The following is an 18431-nucleotide window of genomic DNA, read 5'->3' as shown; positions in this document are numbered from 1 at the left end:
AAAACGGGTGCTATTTCAGAGATCGGCACAATACATATAACGATATAGCCAGTCCACGCCGTTTCTTGATCTCTGGGCACGGGGCATCAGCGTCCAGTTGTGAGATTGAAATGGGGAGTAAGGGTAGTGAGAAGCGTAATCGTGAATACAGATGGTGGATTGCAGTCTTAGGTTTAAGCATGGCAGCTATATTGCTGGCAGGATGTTTGCGAAGAGGATTGTTCCATCCGGCTGACCTGTACCCCGTTATTCTGATGACTGGTGTTGTCGTGCTGTTCTCTCTTGTGGTGTATAAACGAGGCGTACTGATAAGGGGAATTGATGGCATCGCCTCCGTTCGGTCGGAATCCACTCGGCTGGGAGTCGTAGATTTAGTGCATGTAGGGTTTCCTTTGGCAATGATGGTGTGTTATGCCCTGCATGCTTGGGCAGGCTCGGTAAGTACGCAGGGCAGTATCCATGAGATGCTGCGCTGGAGCTTGCTCGCGATGTTTGCCCTGCTCGCTGTGTTGCTGGCAGCGAGTAAGGGTGGTGTGCGCTGGCTGGCCTTTGGCTGGCAGCTGGTAGGCGGCGTGCTTGTGCTAAGCGGCATTTTAGCCGTGTGCGGTGTGCTGCCGCTGCCCTACGGGGTCATGCGGACAGATGACCCCGAGATCAGCTCCGCCGGTGCCCGGCTCGGCGGATTGCTGCAGTACCCCAATGCGTACGGTGCCGTTGTTGGCATGTACGCATTGGAGCGGCTGACGGCAGCCGCGGGGGTGCTGGCCGGGCGAGCCGTCCCGGCACGCCGGCTCTTCGCGGCGGTGCTGCCGCTCATGCCCGCGCAAGCCGCGCTCCTGCTGAGCGAGTCGCGCGGCGCCTGGCTAGCGGCCGGCTGTGCCGCGGCCGCCGCCTTCTTGCAGCGGCGCGGTGCCCGCCTGCCGCTGCTGCTGGCCTTGGCCGCGCCCCTGGCTTGCGCGGCCTGGCTCTACCGCCAGCTGGCTGCTGCCCAGCTGGCGCCTGCACCCGTGCCCGGCCTGCTGGCACTGGCCGGGGCATGGGCAGCTGCGCTGCTCGGCACGCTGCTGCTGTGCCGTCTCTGGCACAGCGGCGGCCCAGCCGGGCGCGCCACTGCTCTTGCGGCCACCGTGCTGGCGTGCATCGCCGCCGCACTGATGGCCGCAGCCTCCACCGCCGAACGTTTCGCGGCGGGTGTCGGCACAGGGGCATCCCGCCTGCAGCTGTGGCGGGATGCCCTGCGGTTATGGACCGAGGCCGCATGGCTCGGCCACGGAGGGGATACATGGCGCAACATGTTTCGCGCCATCCAGTCCTCGCCGTATGTCGGCGGCGAGGTACACAGCGGGCTGCTCGACCTGGCCCTGGATACGGGCCTGCTCGGCATCGCGCTGATTGCAGGGTGGATACTCTTCACCCTGCGCAGTATCCGCCGCTTCGCACCGCGGCTACTGCCGCCCGTGCTTGTCTTCGTCCTGCATGGAATCTTGGACTTCGACTGGAGTTATGCACTCAGCTGGATGCTCTTCATCTGGCTCGCGGCATGGGCGGTTGCGCTGAGAATAGAAGCGGAGCCAGTTTCATCGCATCAACACTGTCTTACGAATCACAGTGCTCAGACCCACATTTATGCCTACGTTTGTAGCTACATCCGTACCTGGACTCGTACTTCGTTTTCTTACGTCATATCAGGCCATGTCAAACGATATGCAGTCGTAATTATGCTTACATGCTGGCTGGGAAGTACCGTCTGGATCACAGCACGTTACGCATGGGCGGATATGCAATATCGTCACGCACTCACTGAGCCAATGGGAACAACAGCGAGTATCCAGTATCTTCAATCAGCACATCGTTTGAATCCGGATCGGCCTGATTTGGCGATTTCTCTTGCACATATGTTGCCTCAAGCGGAAGCCGAATTCATCTTATTGAACAGCTTGTCCCGTTCACCTGGTAATTCTGACCTCTATGTGGAGCTTGGCCGATTAGAAGCCAAATCCGGAGAAGGGGAGCAAGCGGGGGAATATTTCATTTCAGCCATTACCTTTAATCGTTATGATGCTATAACCCAGAGAACGGTGCTCTACTGGATGGAACAGGCGACGATGCGTGAGATTTCAGAAGGAAAAGTCCGACAAGCCCAAAAGACTGCGGCGCTAGGAATAGAAATATATGAACGTTACAAAGAGTTGGCATCACAGGTAAATACAGAACGAATGCGTAACGATCGTCGTTTTCAATTGCATCCTTCATCTTCGTTGACAGCAGAGAATTTGCACAGAATTGCTGCGGGGTGCTTTTGCTTATCTAAGTAGGTCTTGAACAGGCGGACGAGAATGCTTTCGCCGGCCTGTTCAAACTTTTCTACAGACGGTAACCACCAAAGGCATGTTTGAAAGCTTCTTTCAGCGGTTCAACCTCAACGTCCCAGAGCGCAGCAATATCTGCGCTGACTTCGTTATTCCACCATTCGCACAGTTTTTTACGATCATTGCGGTTTTCTCCGATCCAGAGCAGATTCGCAATAACTTTGGCGTAGTATTTTTCCTCGGCCTGTTTCATACGTTCTGGAGAGACATACAATTTCAACCGCTTGGATGTCCGGTATAATTCCTTGCTGCAGGCACGACGAATGCCTCGGGCGGAGGGCAAATTTTGGCCGGATTGCTTATGCTTGACCGGGGGAGACCCGGGCGCAGATTTAAATGACACGTTCCCACACTCCTCTCCCCATACCATATGCGGAGTAGTGCCTGCGGGACACTGTCCCGTTCTCGCAAGTAGCCACGTTCAGGGGGCTGTGATAAAATAAGGACGAACATCCATGGTGCGGCAGGGCACCACCATTCAGGAAAAAGAAAGAGGGTTGAGATGGACGTTATTCATAGCATTGTCAGCCAATTATTCGACTGGATTCAAAGTCTCGGATACTTTGGCATCATGCTCGGGTTAATGCTGGAGGTTATCCCAAGTGAAATTGTGCTAGCATATGGTGGTTTTCTCGTTTCTCAGCATAACATTAACTTCTTCGGTGCGATGATTTTCGGTACAGTGGGCGGAGTGTTGGCTCAGCTGTTTATTTACTGGATCGGTCGTTATGGCGGCAGACCTGTACTTGAGCGCTACGGTAAATACATATTGATCCAGAAAAAACACATCGATCATTCTGAAGAGTGGTTCCGCAAATACGGCACAGGTGTTATTTTCACTGCGCGATTTGTTCCGGTCGTAAGACATGCGATTTCGATTCCGGCTGGCATCACGAAAATGCACACAGGCAAATTCATTCTGCTGACCACACTCGCTGTTATACCTTGGACTGCATTGTTTATATATTTAGGGATGATTCTCGGAGATCAGTGGAAGCATGTAGATGAGAAAGCGGCCCCGTTTATTACGCCGATTCTGCTTGTCGCCCTTGCTCTTATGATTATTTATGTTGTTATCAAATGGATGAATGTACGTAAAAAGAGAGGAAGTGTGAAGTAATGTCCAAACCTAACTTGTCTCACAAATTCGGTAAAGGTTTGCCACCGAAGGAATTTATCGCAAGTATGACCAAAAACCAAAATGAGTTTCAGACGAACTATGATAGCTTTGTCTGGCCAAGCGAAGAGGATCGTGAGTTTTTCCAAAGTCTGAACTATCGTGACGACCTTCGTGTGCTGATTCTGGCAGCCGATTGGTGCGGTGACGTTGTGCGTAATATTCCGGTCGTATTTCAGGCGCTGGAGATTTCAGGCATTCCGACTGAAGTTCTGATTATGGAAAATCATCCGGATGTGATGGATGAATTTCTGACGATGGGTGGCCGTTCTGTGCCGATTGTGATCGTAGCAGATACAGGCGGACATGTGCTTGGTCAATGGGGGCCGCGCCCACAACACGTACAAGAGGTTATGGTCGAGTTCAAACGACTGAATCCTGATCGTGAAGCTGCAGACTACCAAGACAACATGGCCCAAGCGCGCAAAGAGATTTTGAAACGTTATGGGGAAGGAACGGAGTCCCATGCAGTGGTCATTCGTGAGCTGCGTGAACTGATTTCGGGTTTTTAATTCATATGCTTAGTATTCGTACATTTACGCTCGGGCCGTTGCAAACCAATGCCTACCTGTTACAGGGCGAGGACCCGGGTAAAGCTGTTATAGTTGACCCAGGCATGAATCCTGGCCCGCTACTCAAGGCTATTCAGGATCTGGAGATTGAAGCGATTCTTCTGACCCATGCTCATTTCGATCATATCGGCGGTGTGGAGGAGATTCGTAAGCTGAAGGGCTGTCCCGTCTACTTGCATGATCTGGAAAGTGACTGGCTGACTACGGCCAAGTTGAACGGGTCGTTGAATTGGCCGCAAGTCACACCACCGATCACGGCGAATCCGGCAGAGTTTGCCTTGGATGAAGGTCAGAAGTTGCAATTGATTGGTCACACGTTTCAGGTATACCATACGCCAGGACATTCTCCAGGGAGTGTCAGTCTCCTTTGCGAAAATGATCTGTTTGCTGGAGATGTGTTGTTCCGCATGGGCGTAGGCAGAACGGACCTCACAGGTGGACGTGAACGAGATCTGGTGGACTCCATTCAGAATAAGTTGTATCGTTTCCCGGATGAGGTTAAGGTATATCCGGGACATGGTCCCAAAACAACGATAGGATATGAGAAACAGAATAATCCTTACGTTCCTGCCAGATAATTCGACAGAATATATGAATTAAGTCTGGACAAGTGTCAGCTTTTTCATTAGAATAGCAATTAGTTATTACAAGCGTTAAGGCATCACTTAACTAAAGCGTTGAATAGAAATACCCTAACTTGCGAAGCACGCAGACTGTGGTCTATACCCGGTTTGCGTTCTTTTTTTGTTTTCAGCCTTTTTTAGCTGAATTTAGAAGAATATAAGGAATAAATATTCATAAGCGAGAGTGAGGGAGAACGATGTGGAGAAAATAAACATGTTTCAGCCGCAACAGCCAGAATACACATGTCTTGATGATCGACGACTTCAATTACATTCCGTCATGAATTCCGTTATTAAGGAAGCGGTTCATCAGAAAGCATACATACCTAATAGCAGTTTGAGTCCAATTCATAGAAATAAACATTCCCATTGGAGTGTAGGTCATCCTTGTACTGACTCAGATCATTCCATTTTAAGAAAAGCAAAGCAAGGCAGCTCTGAGCAGGGGCATTCTAAATTAGATTGTACTAAACCAGATCTCAACCTTCAGCAAAATATATGGACCAGTCGTGTGTTGCAGAACGGAGCCCGAGATCAGCGGTGGTTCGACAAACTGCAAGATTACCGAAATGGAGTCTGATTGCCCGGGGAAATGTCGTATTCATATTACTCCAAAATCGAAACGATAAAGTCCTTCCCAAAAAAACATTTCATTTAGCGTTGAACGTTTGAACGGAGTCTATCGTATTACCTCTAGATTGAACAGGAAGCGGGTGATCATCATGATGAGAACGGCTGAATTGGAGGAAGTGCGCAGAGCGGCAGAGGGCGATGACAGTGCACTTGCAGCACTACTACAGCGACATTACTCGTTTGTTTATAAATATCTTGTGAAAGTTACGATGGATCCTAATCTGGCTGAAGAGATTGTGCAGGACACCATGATTCGCTGTATGGAAAATATTCGGCGTTATGATGGTACATCAGCGTTTTCTTCATGGATGATCACCATCGGAACCCGTATCTACATTGACAGAATCAGGAGAAAAAAGAGGGAGCAGAGCTGGCTTGACCTGATTCGCCATCAGGCTATCCGTCGTTTTCGCTGGCAACTCGAAAGTCGAAACGAGGAATGGACAGATGTGATGGACGCGATGACGAGGCTAACCCCTGAGCATCGTGTTACTGTGCTGCTGAAACATTATTATGGTTATAGTTACGATGAGATCGGCGATATGTTAGGCATACCTGCCGGAACAGCAAAGTCTCGGACAGCTTATGGTCTCCGTCAATTAAGAAAGGAGCTGGAATAACATGAGCAGATCGAATGAATCACAGGAACAGGAAATCGTACAGCGATTACAACAGTCTATGAAAGCACTGGATGATGTCTGTGAACCTGCTGATATTCCATCCTTGGCAACACTCGAATCCCGTGTAAGGGAACAAAGACGTATCAAGCGCAGAGCCAATCTGGTTGAGATCATCTGTTTCTGGCTTGTCGCGTTGATGGTAATTACACTGGCGACGTTGTTGTTTGTTTCTTCTCCTGCCGTGTATTTGGGTATACAAGTTCTGGGCACAGTCATTGCAGTTATAGCAGCTGCATTATGGTTGGTCCGGCAACGGAAGGAGACGATGCATCATGAATAGATTGCATTATTCGTTAGCAGAGATTCCTCCGGTTTTGCTTGTATTCCTTGCGCTTCTGTTGTTGTTTCAAGGAACTTGGATTTTTCTGGACGCACGTAAACGAGGTCGTTTTCCTTGGTTATGGGGATTGTGGGGCATTACTAGTGTTCCAGGTCCACTGTTAATTTACTGGTTAGTTGTCATTCGTACAGACATGAAACGACACAGCAAGAAGTGAACATAACAGATGATATGGGAACGATCGGGGTTGTCATGAGGAAAACCCCAAAAGATTTTGCACAAATATGTTGTTTAAATCTAGTATTCCTAGACATCGTTATTCTTTTCTAGTAGACTATACAAATAAATATGAATGATAGACTACCAGGAGGTTAGGCGATGCTACGATTAGGAGAGAAAGTTGTCATCGTCGCGGATGCGTTTGAGCAGAATCTTCCTGTGGGGGAATATGGATACATCATCGCTTATGACCGGAATCCGGACAATGCGTTCGATTACGTGCTTCGAGTGCCGCTGGTTAATCGGAACTTTTTTGTTCCATCCGGTGACATCGATCTGGAAGAGGTTCTGCTGAAGCAGGAAGCTGAGCGGGTCGAGCGAGAAGCGTTGATAGATTACGCCCTTGCGACACATAATGAGAAGCTGTTTCATCAACTGATGAACGGGGAGCCTCAAGCTGTGGAAGAGGAAGAAGAAACCGCGATTGATGTAATGTCTCAGGCGGATTTTATAAAGCAGGTTAATCTGCGTGCATGGATTTAAGGACTAGTATTTCAGGAGTCGGCTAATGCCGGCTCCTTTTTTGCATTTGCATTGAATTGTCGAACTAACTCACCTATAATGAGAAAAGTTATCTTGGGACTTTAGCCCGTTAAACGAACGCTTCGTTTGCAGGTTTGTCTCAGGCAAAGAACGATTGAAGGAGGCATCCGGTAATGAGTATTTCGAACAATGACGTTCAGCATGTGGCCAAGCTGGCTCGGCTCAATCTAACTGCTGAAGAAGAACAGACGCTGACAGGTCAACTGAACGCGATCTTAAAATATGCAGAGAAGCTGAACGAGCTGGACACGGACAATATTGAGCCAACAACCCACGTTTTGCATGTCAGCAACGTGATGCGTGAGGATGAAACCAAGGAAAGCCTGTCCATAGAACAGGTGATGCACAACGCACCAGATGAAGAAGACGGGCAGTTTAAAGTGCCTGCTGTGATGGAATAACGGATAATTGGAAGGAGGACAAGCACTGTGAGTTTATTTGAACAATCGTTGCCTGAGTTACATAACAAGCTGCACGCCAAAGAACTATCGGTCAGTGATCTGGTGGATCAGGCGTATCAGACTATCGGCGCGCATGACGACAAAGTGAAGGCTTATTTGACACTGGACGAGGAGAACGCACGCGCACGCGCTCGTCAGCTCGATGACCGACTTGTCAGTGGTGAAGAGAAAGGTTTGCTGTTTGGCTTACCGGTTGGTATCAAAGATAATATCGTGACGAACGGACTGCGTACGACTTGCGGAAGTCAGTTCCTTCGTAATTTCGACCCGGTGTATGATGCAACCGTTGTCGAGAAGCTCAAAGCAGCGGATACCGTAACCTTGGGTAAACTGAATATGGACGAATTTGCCATGGGTGGTTCCAACGAGAACTCCAGCTTCTCACCTGTGCATAATCCATGGGCACTTGATCGTGTTCCGGGTGGTTCCTCAGGTGGTTCTGCTGCAGCGGTTGCTGCCGGAGAAGCGTACTTCACACTTGGATCAGACACGGGAGGTTCGATTCGTCAGCCTGCTTCCTATTGCGGGATTGTCGGTTTAAAGCCTACTTATGGACTGGTTTCCCGTTTTGGCTTGGTGGCCTTTGCGTCATCCCTCGACCAAATCGGTCCTTTGACCAAAAATGTAGAAGATTCTGCTTATGTATTGCAAGCCATTGCCGGTTATGATGCCAAAGATTCGACATCTGCCAAGGTGGATATCCCGGATTATTTGAGCGGACTGACAGGTGATGTCAAGGGATTGCGTATTGCCGTACCGAAGGAGTACATCGGTGAAGGCGTTGACCCGCAAGTAAAAGAGAAAGTTCTTGCCGCACTGAATGTGCTGGAAGGCCTTGGAGCGACATGGGAAGAAGTGTCTCTGCCGCATACCGAATATGCAGTAGCTACCTATTACCTGCTTGCTTCTTCTGAAGCTTCTTCCAACTTGGCTCGTTTTGACGGTGTACGTTACGGTGTACGTGCGGACAATCCGGAGAATTTGCTGGATCTGTACCACCAGTCCAGAAGTCAGGGCTTTGGTCCGGAAGTAAAACGGCGTATTATGCTCGGAACCTATGCACTTAGCTCCGGTTACTATGATGCGTATTATTTGAAAGCTCAGAAAGTACGTACATTGATCAAACAGGACTTCGATGATGTTTTTGCCAAGTATGACGTGATTATCGGACCTACTGCACCTACAACGGCATTTAAGATGGGGTCTCAGGTAGACAATCCGCTTACGATGTATCTGAACGATATTCTGACCATTCCAGTCAGCTTGGCGGGTGTTCCTGCGGTCAGCATTCCTTGCGGATTCGCAGATGGTTTACCTGTTGGTTTGCAGATTATCGGTAAAGCTTTTGATGAAACAACCGTACTGCGCGTAGCGCATGCGTATGAACAAAATACAGCATTCCACAAGCAGCGTCCGCAGCTGTAGACTGCCCGGAACGGAGGTAATTAGAAATGTCCGCATCTAAATATGAAACGGTCGTTGGACTCGAAGTCCACGTGGAGTTGCATACCAACTCCAAAATTTTCTGTGGCTGCTCTACTGCTTTTGGAGCTCCGCCTAATACACACACCTGTCCGGTCTGTCTCGGACACCCGGGCGTATTGCCTGTGCTGAACCGTCAGGCCGTTGACTATGCGATGAAAGCCGCAATGGCTCTCAACTGCACAATCGCCGATGTCAGCAAGTTTGACCGTAAAAACTACTTCTACCCGGATTCACCTAAAGCGTATCAGATTTCACAATTTGATCAGCCGATTGGTGAGAATGGCTGGATTGATATCGAAGTCAACGGAGAAACGAAACGGATCGGTATCACGCGTCTGCATCTGGAAGAGGATGCAGGAAAGCTCACACACGTAGATGGTGGTTATGCCTCACTTGTGGACTTTAACCGTGTCGGAACTCCTCTGGTCGAGATTGTATCCGAACCCGAGATTTCTTCTCCCGAAGAAGCGCGTGCGTATTTGGAAAAACTTCGTGCGATCATGCAGTACTGTGATGTTTCTGATGTGAAGATGGAAGAGGGGTCACTTCGTTGTGATGCCAACATCAGCTTGCGTCCACATGGTCAGGAGAAACTGGGCACTCGGGCGGAGCTAAAAAATATGAACTCCTTCCGTGGTGTACAGCGCGGTCTGGAATATGAACAGTATCGTCAAGCCGAGATTCTCGATGACGGCGGAGAAGTTGTTCAAGAGACACGCCGCTGGGATGAAGCTCAGGGCAAAACCTTGTCGATGCGTGGCAAAGAGCAAGCGCATGACTATCGTTACTTCCCAGACCCGGATCTGGTAAAACTGCATATTGATGCCGAATGGAAGGAACGCATCAGAGCTTCCATTCCTGAACTGCCGGATCAGCGTAAAGCCCGGTACACTGCGGATTACAGTCTGCCTAGTTATGATGCCGAGGTTATCACCTCTTCCAAAGCGATTGCAGACCTGTTTGAAGACAGTCTGAAATATACCCAGGATGCCAAATCCGTTTCCAACTGGATTATGGGTGACCTGCTTGGTTATCTTAACACCAATAACCTTGAGGTAACGCAAGTTCCGCTAACGGGGCAAGGACTCGGTGAGATGATCGGATTGCTGGAGAAAGGCACCATCAACAGCAAAATTGCTAAAACGGTATTTAAGGAAATGCTGGAGAGTGGCAAGCTTCCACAACAGATCGTTGAAGAAAAAGGACTCGTGCAAATCAGTGACGAAGGCGCGATCCTCGCCATTGTTGAGCAGGTCGTTGCAAACAATCCGCAATCTGTCGAGGATTACAAGGCTGGCAAACAAAAGGCCATCGGTTTCCTCGTAGGTCAGGTTATGAAAGAAAGTAAAGGCAAGGCGAATCCGGCCCTTGCTAATCAACTGCTCGCAGATGTATTGAACCGCTAATCCTTCCAGTGAGGTCGGACAGAAAGAGGCTCGTCCCTGTGACAGCCTCTTTTTTGGTATTAAGAATTCTGACGCACCGTGTTATTTAGGTTTTAACGGCTAATGAAGTCTGATACGGAGGAGTTGCTTAACCATGAGAATTCAAACATTGTCACTACGTGATGAAGATATGTTGGCCCAATTGTGGAGGTTGCAACATATGGCTTACCGATTGGAAGCAAAGATTATCGGATTTCAAGACATTCCACCTTTGCTTGATACGGTGGAAACATTACAGAACTGCGGGGAAACATTTTACGGATGTGTTGATAAGCAGGATGGAGAGTTGCTTGGCGCAGTGGCTGTGATGGAGGAAGAACGGGACACACTAACCATCACACGTATGATGGTACATCCCAGCCACTTTCGCAAAGGGATTGCCGCTTCATTAATGAAGCATGTCTTCGAACAACATCCCGATCTGCCACGTTATATCGTATGCACAGGAACGCTGAATACAGCAGCGGTGAATCTATATATGAAGTTTGGATTTAAACCTGTCGATGCTGCAGAGATCGCACCTGGAGTGGAATTAACGACATTTCATAAGAATAAGCTTTAAGCATGTGAACAACTTAGAGGAGGAACTAGAACGTTGAGCAATCCTTGGTTTATTGATGAATGGCATATTTTGCTTCGTTTATTGCTGGCAATGCTGCTTGGTGGACTCGTCGGTCTGGAACGTGAACGTTCCAATCATGCTGCTGGACTACGAACTCATATTTTGGTTTGTCTTGGATCGGCGCTGATTATGATGCTGTCTATTTATGGTTTTAAAGATTTTGCACATGAATTAAACGTGCGGATTGATCCTGCGCGTCTGGCTACAGCAGTAATCACTGGTGTCGGTTTCTTAGGAGCAGGTACGATTCTTTTCACAGGTAAGTCCATAACGGGACTCACAACCGCAGCGTCGATATGGGTGGTTGCCGCGATAGGTCTTGCCTCAGGGGCTGGCTTCTTTTTTGCCTCCATCGTTTCCACCGTGCTGGTACTCTTAAATCTTTGGGTTTTTAACAAATTAGAGCTGAGGTATTTGCGCGGCAATAAGCTGCATGTCATTACCCTTCATACCTTGTCCGAACCAGGGACATTAGAGAAGGTCTCGTCTTTTATGGAACAGGAAAAGATCAGAGTTCGTAAGATTACCGTGAATGAACCAGATTTGGCTTTTGCAGAAGTTGTATCCGTTGAGCGGAAAATAGAAATTGTACTGCATGTGCAAGTGCCGCATGACTTTAAGACAATACAGATTGTCTCCAAGTTAAGACAGTGGGAACACATGACCAAAGTGTCGATTGAATAAAGGAATTCTTAACCCTCTGAGTGCTGGCATCGCAGAGGGTTTTTCTTAATATCCATTTTTATTCCAGTTACTCTTCAGGCGCTTTAGGGTACTATCTAACCAAATGCATGATGAGAGGTAACGGTCATTTTTTGGAGAAAGGAGCATGTTATGAAGAAGGGGAAGGGCCATATAGATCGCGCAAGAAGAGGAAAGACTAGGAAACCCAAGAAGGTGCGGAATAAAACACATAAGTTTATTGCGGGGCTTTTAAGTGCGATTGTTCCGGGCTTGGGACATATTTATTTACGTCTGTACATGCGCGGATTGACTTTTATTTTGCTTGTTTTGCTTGATTTGTCCGCTCTGTTATACTTCTCGTCCATCGGCATACAGATCAATGTACCTCTACTGATCTTGCTGGCTCTTTGTATTCCGGTGATTTATTTCTACAACGTATATGACGTATTGCAATCAGCTGATTGGGTTATGCTGCGCAGGCGACGGGCTGTAACGCAAGGCAATATGGACAAGCGGCTAGTTGGCGAACGATCTGAGCGGGATCGAATGATGGTGTGGGAACGTGGCATTTCGTTTGGCCTTCTGTTAATTGTGGGAGGTTCACTGATGGTGCTATTCTTCCGTAAACCACGCTGGTTTCAAGATCTGATTGCTATGTATGGCGGATATTCTTTTGCTATTCTGTTGATCGTAGGCGGCTTATTGCTATTCGGCCGGGAATTTTGGGTTATGTTGCGTAAGAAGAAATTATAGGGTACGGATGTGGACGGAAGGAGGGAAAAGAATGAACCGCAAAATCAGGGTAGGACGTTTTACGGCTGCTGCTCTAATAGCTACTGTTGGTGTACTGCTCATAATGGATAAACAGTGGGGCACAGACTACCTCTACGAATTCGTGGATTGGTGGCCATTTTTGCTTGTGGCTCTGGGTGTGGAATGGATTGTATTGTTCCTGTGCACACGCATGAGAAGTAAACGAGATTTAGATCGTTTGTCCACGCCCGATGAGCGCCCAAAAGCACGTTTTAGACCGGATGCCAAAGGCATTCTGGCCTCTTTGATTCTAACCGCTTCTGTATTTATTGTGACAGAACAAGATCACTACATGCATCTGTGGAACCGCGTCAGTCTTAATCTGGGAGCTGCCTCAATGGACTACAGTCAGGCTGCAGGTTATAAGGAAGATAAGGTCACGATCGGAGTTCCTGTCCGTATGGATACTTCGGATATCGTGGTCGAAGGTGTGAACGGAGATATAACAATCCAGCGGGGAGATACGGATGAGATTAAAGTGAATACCGTTGTCTGGGTCGACCAAGCATCTGAAGTCCAGGCCAAGGCAGTAGCCGCGGCTTCTTTTGTAGAAGCGGAAGGGGATAAGGTCATTCATATTAAAGCGACAGGTAAGGCGTATGGTGAAAATGAAAAAACGCAACCACGCATGAATATGACGATCACCATTCCAGACGACCGCCGTTTCAATCTGGATATCCGCACATCGAATGGTGCCATTTTGTTAAACCGTCCTGAAGCCATCAAGACCATTCTTGCCGAGACAGGCAATGGACGAATTCGGATTACGAATGCGGTTGGCGATATCTCGGGGAAAACGCTCAACGGGGACGTAATCGTAGCGAACGCTATAGGCAACGTGGACATGGATAGCAACCGTGGCGATATGAAAGCGCGCGGTGTTTCGGGAGATGTAGATTTAACCACGCAAGTGGGAAATGTCAGCATTACAGACTCTTTTGGCGAGTTTTCAGCTGAAACCCGGAATGGCAATATTACACTGGATGGTGCTAATCTGGGCGTGAAAGCTCAGTCCCTGAATGGTAGTATTAACATTGTTTCCGCTAAAGTCGGTGGAGATTGGGATGTATATAGTGCAGTGGGAGCCATTAACGTTGTGATCCCTGAACGTGGTGATTATAGTCTGTCGGGCTCCAGCAGTTACGGTGATTTGAAGACGGATATGCCGTTCAACGTCAAAAACAAAACGATCGAAGGACAACTGGGTGAGGGAGAATACAGAATCAAAATTGAAGGTAATAGTGATCTGACGGTAGAACGTAATCCGGCAGTTTCTACACCAGAATCCATATTGCAAGATTCTGTGGAAACAAATGGGAAAGGACAGCAGACGACAGGTGAAGGTCAGAATTCCCAAGAGGATACGACCGAAGTTCCTGCATCGCCGCGTTGACAATAAACTTGCAATCGCCGTACAATAAATGTACACTGGCAAGGTTACATGACGTCAAAGAGCGTTTGTCGTTGTGTACAGCCGGGAAATTATACTCTGTATGACAGCGAAGATTCATTTTTTCAAACAGAGAATGAAAGGTAAGGCGGTGGGCTTTATGGCAACACGTGTCCAACATGCGTTGGAGCAGCTCAAAACGACCGGTGTCCGTATTACACCCCAGCGTCATGCCATATTAAACTATTTGATGGAATCGATGGGGCATCCGACAGCCGATGAGATTTACAAGGCACTTGAACCCCAATTCCCTAGTATGAGCGTGGCGACCGTATATAACAATTTGAAAATGTTTCTGGAAGCCGGTATGGTTCGGGAACTGACTTACGGAGATAATTCAAGCCGTTTTGATGCCAATGTAACGGATCATTATCATGTGATATGCGACCAGTGTGGCAAGATTGAAGACTTCAGTTATCCATCGTTAAAGAGTGTGGAGCTTCAGGCTGAGTCAAGCACCGGATTTGAGGTACATGGTCACCGATTGGAAGTATATGGTGTGTGCAAAAGTTGCAGGCATCAATAGAGATGATTTACAATATTAACGTGTGGAATTCAGTATGGATTCTTCACGTTTTTTATTTATACAGAGTTCTGAGAAAAACATCCATGTGAATATATCTATGATTTTTGGGATGTTTACCATCATCTATGGAATTAACGGAGGTAGTCGTTTGGGTAGAAAAAGCAAATATACACGTCGTAAACGACGTTCATTTTGGCCAGGGTTACTTGGTGCATGTTTGGTGGCAGGTGGTGCCTATTGGCTTATTACCAGCGTATGGTTGAATAAGGTTTATGAGGACCCGGATTGGCTCGGGAGAAATCAGCCTATTTTTGTAGATGGACAGCTTATGGATGAGGATGCTTCCGGCACAGGTGGTCAGCTTAAACTGCCCGTGAAAGTGTTGCAAGAAACGGTAGATCCGGGAATACGATACGAACCTGACTCGGGGGATATCATTATCGCTTCTCCGCAGAGAGTGTTGCATATGAAAGAGGGCAGTACCCAGGCTGAACTGAATCATCAAAATTATCCGCTGAAAGTAAAGCCGGAGGTAAAGTCTAATGAGGCGTATATTCCCCTTCAACCGTTGAAGGAGGTGTACGGGCTGACCGTTCAGGAAGATCCGACAACAGGAGCCGTTATTTTGATGCGCGGTGGAGATACGATCCAATATGCAACGATTGATACGTTGTCATCCAAAGAAGATCAGACCGTTCCGTTGTATAAGAGCGGAGAAGAGTCGTCCCCCATTCTCACGGATATGAAGCAGAATGTAAGAGTGCGGGTGTGGCAGACGGGAACAGATCAGAGCTTTGTGCAGATGGATAACGGTTATGCCGGTTATGTAGATAATGATCATCTTGTTCTAGGTGAGAAAAAGACGCTGGACACGCCGAAGTTTACACCCACTGCGGCGGAGAAAAAGTGGAAAAACAAACCGGTGAATCTGGTGTGGGAGGCTGTCTACAATCGTCAGCCTGACGTAAGCTCCATTGGCAAGATGCCTGGGGTAAACGTAGTGAGCCCGACATGGTTCCATATTACGGATGGCAATGGCTCAGTGAAAAGCAAAGGAGATCAAGCCTATGTGAACTGGGCCAAGCGTTCAGGGATGGAAGTATGGGGATTGATGGATAACAGTTTCGATCCGGACATCACGAAGGAGGCACTGTCTACCTACGCCAAACGTACACACATCATTGAACAAATGCTGGACTATGCTAAAACGTTCCGGCTGGATGGTATTAATATCGACTTTGAAAATGTATATACCAAAGATGGAGCGAATGTTACCCAATTTGTACGTGAAATGAAGGCGATGGCTCGTATTCACGGCCTGATGTTATCGGTGGATGTTACGCCAAAATCAAATAGTGAAATGTGGTCTGCGTTTTTGGATCGTCGTGGATTAGGAGCTTTTGCCGATTATATTGTCGTGATGGCGTATGACGAGCACTGGGCAGCCAGTCCAAAAGCAGGTTCTGTTGCCTCCCTGCCATGGACCGAATCCTCGATGCGCCGCATACTGGAAGAAGATGAAGTGCCTTCAGACAAGCTGATTATGGCCGTTCCTCTATATACTCGGATTTGGACTGAAAAAGCGAATGAGCAGGGAGAGATCAAAGTTTCCTCCAAAGCGGTAGGTATGAATTCCGTGCAGGAGTTAATTAAAGAGAAGAAACTCAAACCTGTTCTAGATCAAGCAAGTGGACAAAACTATGTAGAGTATAAGGAAGATGGCGCTGTCAAAAAAATCTGGATCGAAGATGCAGTATCCTTGCAAGCAAGGGTAGATCTTATTTCTTCGTTGAAACTGGGCGGAGTAGCTGCATGGAATAGAAGCTTTGCTAATGCATCGGCATGGGAAACACTCAAAGAGGCTGGTTATACTAAATAAATTAAAATAAATCGAACTTATTATTCTCATCATTTTCCATATCAAAAAAGACCCGGTAAAGATACCGGGTCTTTTTTGTTGGGACGATTACTGTTTCAGAACGTGTTAACAACAGATACACCTGCAACTCTATGCACTACAAACCGCGCTGGATACGTTTACCCACCTTGTAGGTTGAGTACAGAGTTTAAGAGTGTACAGTGAAGGTTTATGGACAAAATGCATTAATGGGATTTCGGCGCCTGTGAGTTACTTGGAAGGCGCGGCTGGTGGAGTGGTTGGTTCCACAGGCGGACTCATTGTATTGGCTTTGTTCGGGTCCATCGTCAGAATGGTATGACAGAACATGCAACGATCTGTTTTACCCAGCATCTTCGTTAACTTGCCGCATTCTGGACAATCGACCTGCACAGCACTGGTTGAGAGCATGCCTGCCCAGAAATAAATGATCAAACTGCCCAGCATGGCAACAAGCCCGATCACAAGGCCGACCGCTGCGATGACCTTTCCGGCATGTCCCCAGAACACAATTCCGGCTGTGCCGAGTATCATTAGGCCCATTCCTAGCATGGTTAACAGCAATCCCCAAGTGCGAAAAGCATTAATTTTTGCTGATTTAAAAATCATAAAAAATGCTCCTATCGTATGAGTAGTATCGGACCTGAAAAAGAAGGAAACATTGTATATCATGTCGAATTACATTATAACTGACTTGGCGCTAAACTGCCATGAATTGTATAAATTGTATGGAGGGAATCGTGGAATTAAAGAACCTTGCTTTTTTGTCCGAGCAGTCGGAAGAGACAGGGGCAGTTGGGGCTATCGCTTATTCCCACCCGGGAGAGCGATTCCACGGCTCCCTGATCCAGGATTTTGACTTGATGGTACTGATCGTGCATAACACAGATCAATCGATGTCAACGGTCGAACATTACAGATACGGAGATCTTCGTTATCAGTTGATCTATGTCAGCCAGTCTGATTTACAGATTACTGCGGTTACGGGAGAACATGATAATCTCATGCAATGCCTTATTGATGGTGAGATTATCTGGGAAACGGGCAACCAGATTAGCGATTTGAGAGAAGAGTTATCTTCGTTCGGGAACGAGTTGCGTGAGCAAAAACTGTTTCACGAGTTTACCAGTTTTCTGAGGATGTACGTTGAGGCGAAGCGTCATATCCAGCAGGGGCATGTTGTGGATGCCTATTACAATGCATTGGAGGCACTGGGCAGCTGGGCAAGGATCGTGCTTATTGAACAGGGCATCTACCCTGATCATGCCGTCTGGACTCATGTGCAGCAATTAGATCGTGCATTATGGAAGCTGTATCAGGAACTGACTGTAAGTTCTGAGACTTTGGAACAGCGCGTGGAGCTTGTATTGCTCGCTTGTGAGTTTTCTGTCATGTCGAAAATGGGAGAATGCTCTGAACTTCTGCTCCGTGTGATTAGAAGCCGAAAAGAGCCATGGAGTATTAATGAACTGGTTCATCATCCTCAATTAAGATTTGTTCGCAAGGACCTGCCGTTGGTACTTCGAAAACTTGTGTTTCGTTCTATAGTTAAAGAATCAGCTGGATGGCCCTCATTAGAAGGGGAAGGCCGGGAAATTCGCTATTGGATCGAGAGTTGATTGATTCTATCAATGAGATAATGTGAAATGGTTTATAAAGGAGGGGTAACCTTCCTTTTTTGTTTGTTTAATAATTTATATGTTTAGGTGTTGACTCTGATCTGGAGATTATGGTACATTATATTTCGTTCCCCAAATGAGTAAATCATCATAAAATGACAAATTCAGTTGAGGAAAAGTGAAGAACATAAAGTGTTAAAAAAGAAATTCAAAAAAAATTCTTGACGAAAACAAACGAAATGTGTTACATTATTTAAGTCGCCGCCGAAACTT

At 47.5% G+C, this 18431-nt stretch carries 20 protein-coding genes; 18 read left to right on the top strand and 2 right to left on the bottom strand.

Annotation, left to right across the window (positions count from 1 at the left end):
• Positions 1-179: 179 nt before the first annotated feature.
• Positions 180-2315: an O-antigen ligase family protein gene (locus MKY23_RS23690; RefSeq protein ID WP_339832628.1), complete on the top strand. Its 2136-nt coding sequence runs from the start codon at positions 180-182 to the stop codon at positions 2313-2315.
• 49 nt (positions 2316-2364) lie between these two features.
• On the opposite strand, the gene MKY23_RS23685 is transcribed toward MKY23_RS23690, so the two are convergent.
• Positions 2365-2712, bottom strand: a complete 348-nt coding sequence (locus tag MKY23_RS23685; protein ID WP_339832625.1) for a dehydrogenase — start codon at positions 2710-2712, stop codon at positions 2365-2367.
• 159 nt (positions 2713-2871) lie between these two features.
• Between MKY23_RS23685 and MKY23_RS23680 the strand changes: the two genes are divergently transcribed.
• The 16 genes from MKY23_RS23680 (at position 2872) to MKY23_RS23605 (ending at position 16521) form a co-directional block, all read left to right on the top strand.
• Complete coding sequence (locus MKY23_RS23680; RefSeq protein ID WP_090924497.1) at positions 2872-3489, top strand: DedA family protein; 618 nt, start codon at positions 2872-2874, stop codon at positions 3487-3489.
• Complete coding sequence (locus MKY23_RS23675) at positions 3489-4058, top strand: thioredoxin family protein (RefSeq protein ID WP_253491414.1); 570 nt, start codon at positions 3489-3491, stop codon at positions 4056-4058. The genes MKY23_RS23680 and MKY23_RS23675 overlap by 1 nt, the downstream gene beginning before the upstream one ends.
• A 5-nt stretch (positions 4059-4063) precedes the next feature.
• On the top strand, positions 4064-4696 hold the full coding sequence (locus MKY23_RS23670) for an MBL fold metallo-hydrolase (protein WP_253491416.1): 633 nt from the start codon (positions 4064-4066) through the stop codon (positions 4694-4696).
• A gap of 767 nt (positions 4697-5463) precedes the next feature.
• Complete coding sequence (gene sigY, locus MKY23_RS23665) at positions 5464-5994, top strand: RNA polymerase sigma factor SigY (RefSeq protein WP_308723229.1); 531 nt, start codon at positions 5464-5466, stop codon at positions 5992-5994.
• Between the two features lies 1 nt (position 5995).
• Positions 5996-6334 carry a YxlC family protein gene (locus MKY23_RS23660; RefSeq protein WP_154891713.1) on the top strand — a complete coding sequence of 113 codons (339 nt, stop codon included), beginning with the start codon at positions 5996-5998 and terminating at the stop codon, positions 6332-6334.
• Positions 6327-6551 carry a hypothetical protein gene (locus MKY23_RS23655; RefSeq protein ID WP_090924502.1) on the top strand — a complete coding sequence of 75 codons (225 nt, stop codon included), beginning with the start codon at positions 6327-6329 and terminating at the stop codon, positions 6549-6551. The genes MKY23_RS23660 and MKY23_RS23655 overlap by 8 nt, the downstream gene beginning before the upstream one ends.
• Before the next feature lie 161 nt (positions 6552-6712).
• Entirely contained in the window at positions 6713-7096 is a 384-nt protein-coding gene (locus MKY23_RS23650) for an ATPase (RefSeq protein WP_090924503.1), read from the top strand.
• Positions 7097-7269: 173 nt separating this feature from the next.
• Positions 7270-7557, top strand: a complete 288-nt coding sequence (gene gatC / locus MKY23_RS23645; protein ID WP_090924504.1) for an Asp-tRNA(Asn)/Glu-tRNA(Gln) amidotransferase subunit GatC — start codon at positions 7270-7272, stop codon at positions 7555-7557.
• Positions 7558-7584: 27 nt separating this feature from the next.
• Complete coding sequence (gene gatA, locus MKY23_RS23640) at positions 7585-9042, top strand: Asp-tRNA(Asn)/Glu-tRNA(Gln) amidotransferase subunit GatA (RefSeq protein WP_090924505.1); 1458 nt, start codon at positions 7585-7587, stop codon at positions 9040-9042.
• Positions 9043-9068: 26 nt separating this feature from the next.
• Entirely contained in the window at positions 9069-10508 is a 1440-nt protein-coding gene (gene gatB / locus MKY23_RS23635; protein WP_154891712.1) for an Asp-tRNA(Asn)/Glu-tRNA(Gln) amidotransferase subunit GatB, read from the top strand.
• Between the two features lie 133 nt (positions 10509-10641).
• Positions 10642-11109, top strand: a complete 468-nt coding sequence (locus MKY23_RS23630; RefSeq protein ID WP_154985138.1) for a GNAT family N-acetyltransferase — start codon at positions 10642-10644, stop codon at positions 11107-11109.
• A 33-nt stretch (positions 11110-11142) separates the two neighbouring features.
• Positions 11143-11853 (top strand): MgtC/SapB family protein, encoded by a 711-nt coding sequence (locus tag MKY23_RS23625; protein WP_090924508.1) that lies wholly within the window; start codon positions 11143-11145, stop codon positions 11851-11853.
• Positions 11854-12066: 213 nt separating this feature from the next.
• On the top strand, positions 12067-12606 hold the full coding sequence (locus MKY23_RS23620; protein ID WP_154985139.1) for a hypothetical protein: 540 nt from the start codon (positions 12067-12069) through the stop codon (positions 12604-12606).
• 31 nt (positions 12607-12637) lie between these two features.
• Positions 12638-14059, top strand: a complete 1422-nt coding sequence (locus MKY23_RS23615) for a DUF4097 family beta strand repeat-containing protein (RefSeq protein WP_339832608.1) — start codon at positions 12638-12640, stop codon at positions 14057-14059.
• 157 nt (positions 14060-14216) lie between these two features.
• Positions 14217-14642 carry a peroxide-responsive transcriptional repressor PerR gene (perR, locus tag MKY23_RS23610; protein WP_090924521.1) on the top strand — a complete coding sequence of 142 codons (426 nt, stop codon included), beginning with the start codon at positions 14217-14219 and terminating at the stop codon, positions 14640-14642.
• Between the two features lie 148 nt (positions 14643-14790).
• Positions 14791-16521: a glycosyl hydrolase family 18 protein gene (locus tag MKY23_RS23605; RefSeq protein WP_339832603.1), complete on the top strand. Its 1731-nt coding sequence runs from the start codon at positions 14791-14793 to the stop codon at positions 16519-16521.
• Between the two features lie 249 nt (positions 16522-16770).
• Here the strand turns inward: MKY23_RS23605 and MKY23_RS23600 are convergent, their stop codons facing one another.
• The gene (locus MKY23_RS23600) at positions 16771-17148 is read right to left on the bottom strand and encodes a DUF2614 family zinc ribbon-containing protein (protein ID WP_090924511.1); all 378 of its coding nucleotides are present in this window, start codon (positions 17146-17148) and stop codon (positions 16771-16773) included.
• Positions 17149-17279: 131 nt separating this feature from the next.
• Between MKY23_RS23600 and MKY23_RS23595 the strand changes: the two genes are divergently transcribed.
• The gene (locus MKY23_RS23595; protein WP_167375848.1) at positions 17280-18158 is read left to right on the top strand and encodes a nucleotidyltransferase-like protein; all 879 of its coding nucleotides are present in this window, start codon (positions 17280-17282) and stop codon (positions 18156-18158) included.
• Positions 18159-18431 lie beyond the last annotated feature (273 nt).

Origin of the sequence: Paenibacillus sp. FSL R7-0272 (assembly GCF_037969905.1) — a bacterium.
In the GTDB taxonomy this organism is placed as follows: Bacteria; Bacillota; Bacilli; order Paenibacillales; family Paenibacillaceae; genus Paenibacillus; species Paenibacillus polysaccharolyticus.
Note: the sequence above shows the minus strand (reverse complement) of the source record. Positions and strands in the feature narration are given on the sequence as shown.

What these genes read in the sequence shown, in the direction of transcription:
- MKY23_RS23675 (WP_253491414.1), top strand. Translation starts at nt 3,489, where the DNA reads ATGTCCAAACCTAACTTGTCTCACAAATTCGGTAAAGGTTTGCCACCG.
- MKY23_RS23600 (WP_090924511.1), bottom strand. Translation starts at nt 17,148, where the DNA reads ATGATTTTTAAATCAGCAAAAATTAATGCTTTTCGCACTTGGGGATTG.
- MKY23_RS23660 (WP_154891713.1), top strand. Translation starts at nt 5,996, where the DNA reads ATGAGCAGATCGAATGAATCACAGGAACAGGAAATCGTACAGCGATTA.
- MKY23_RS23670 (WP_253491416.1), top strand. Translation starts at nt 4,064, where the DNA reads ATGCTTAGTATTCGTACATTTACGCTCGGGCCGTTGCAAACCAATGCC.
- MKY23_RS23615 (WP_339832608.1), top strand. Translation starts at nt 12,638, where the DNA reads ATGAACCGCAAAATCAGGGTAGGACGTTTTACGGCTGCTGCTCTAATA.
- gatB (WP_154891712.1), top strand. Translation starts at nt 9,069, where the DNA reads ATGTCCGCATCTAAATATGAAACGGTCGTTGGACTCGAAGTCCACGTG.
- MKY23_RS23680 (WP_090924497.1), top strand. Translation starts at nt 2,872, where the DNA reads ATGGACGTTATTCATAGCATTGTCAGCCAATTATTCGACTGGATTCAA.
- MKY23_RS23630 (WP_154985138.1), top strand. Translation starts at nt 10,642, where the DNA reads ATGAGAATTCAAACATTGTCACTACGTGATGAAGATATGTTGGCCCAA.
- gatC (WP_090924504.1), top strand. Translation starts at nt 7,270, where the DNA reads ATGAGTATTTCGAACAATGACGTTCAGCATGTGGCCAAGCTGGCTCGG.
- MKY23_RS23650 (WP_090924503.1), top strand. Translation starts at nt 6,713, where the DNA reads ATGCTACGATTAGGAGAGAAAGTTGTCATCGTCGCGGATGCGTTTGAG.
- MKY23_RS23690 (WP_339832628.1), top strand. Translation starts at nt 180, where the DNA reads ATGGCAGCTATATTGCTGGCAGGATGTTTGCGAAGAGGATTGTTCCAT.
- sigY (WP_308723229.1), top strand. Translation starts at nt 5,464, where the DNA reads ATGATGAGAACGGCTGAATTGGAGGAAGTGCGCAGAGCGGCAGAGGGC.
- perR (WP_090924521.1), top strand. Translation starts at nt 14,217, where the DNA reads ATGGCAACACGTGTCCAACATGCGTTGGAGCAGCTCAAAACGACCGGT.
- MKY23_RS23655 (WP_090924502.1), top strand. Translation starts at nt 6,327, where the DNA reads ATGAATAGATTGCATTATTCGTTAGCAGAGATTCCTCCGGTTTTGCTT.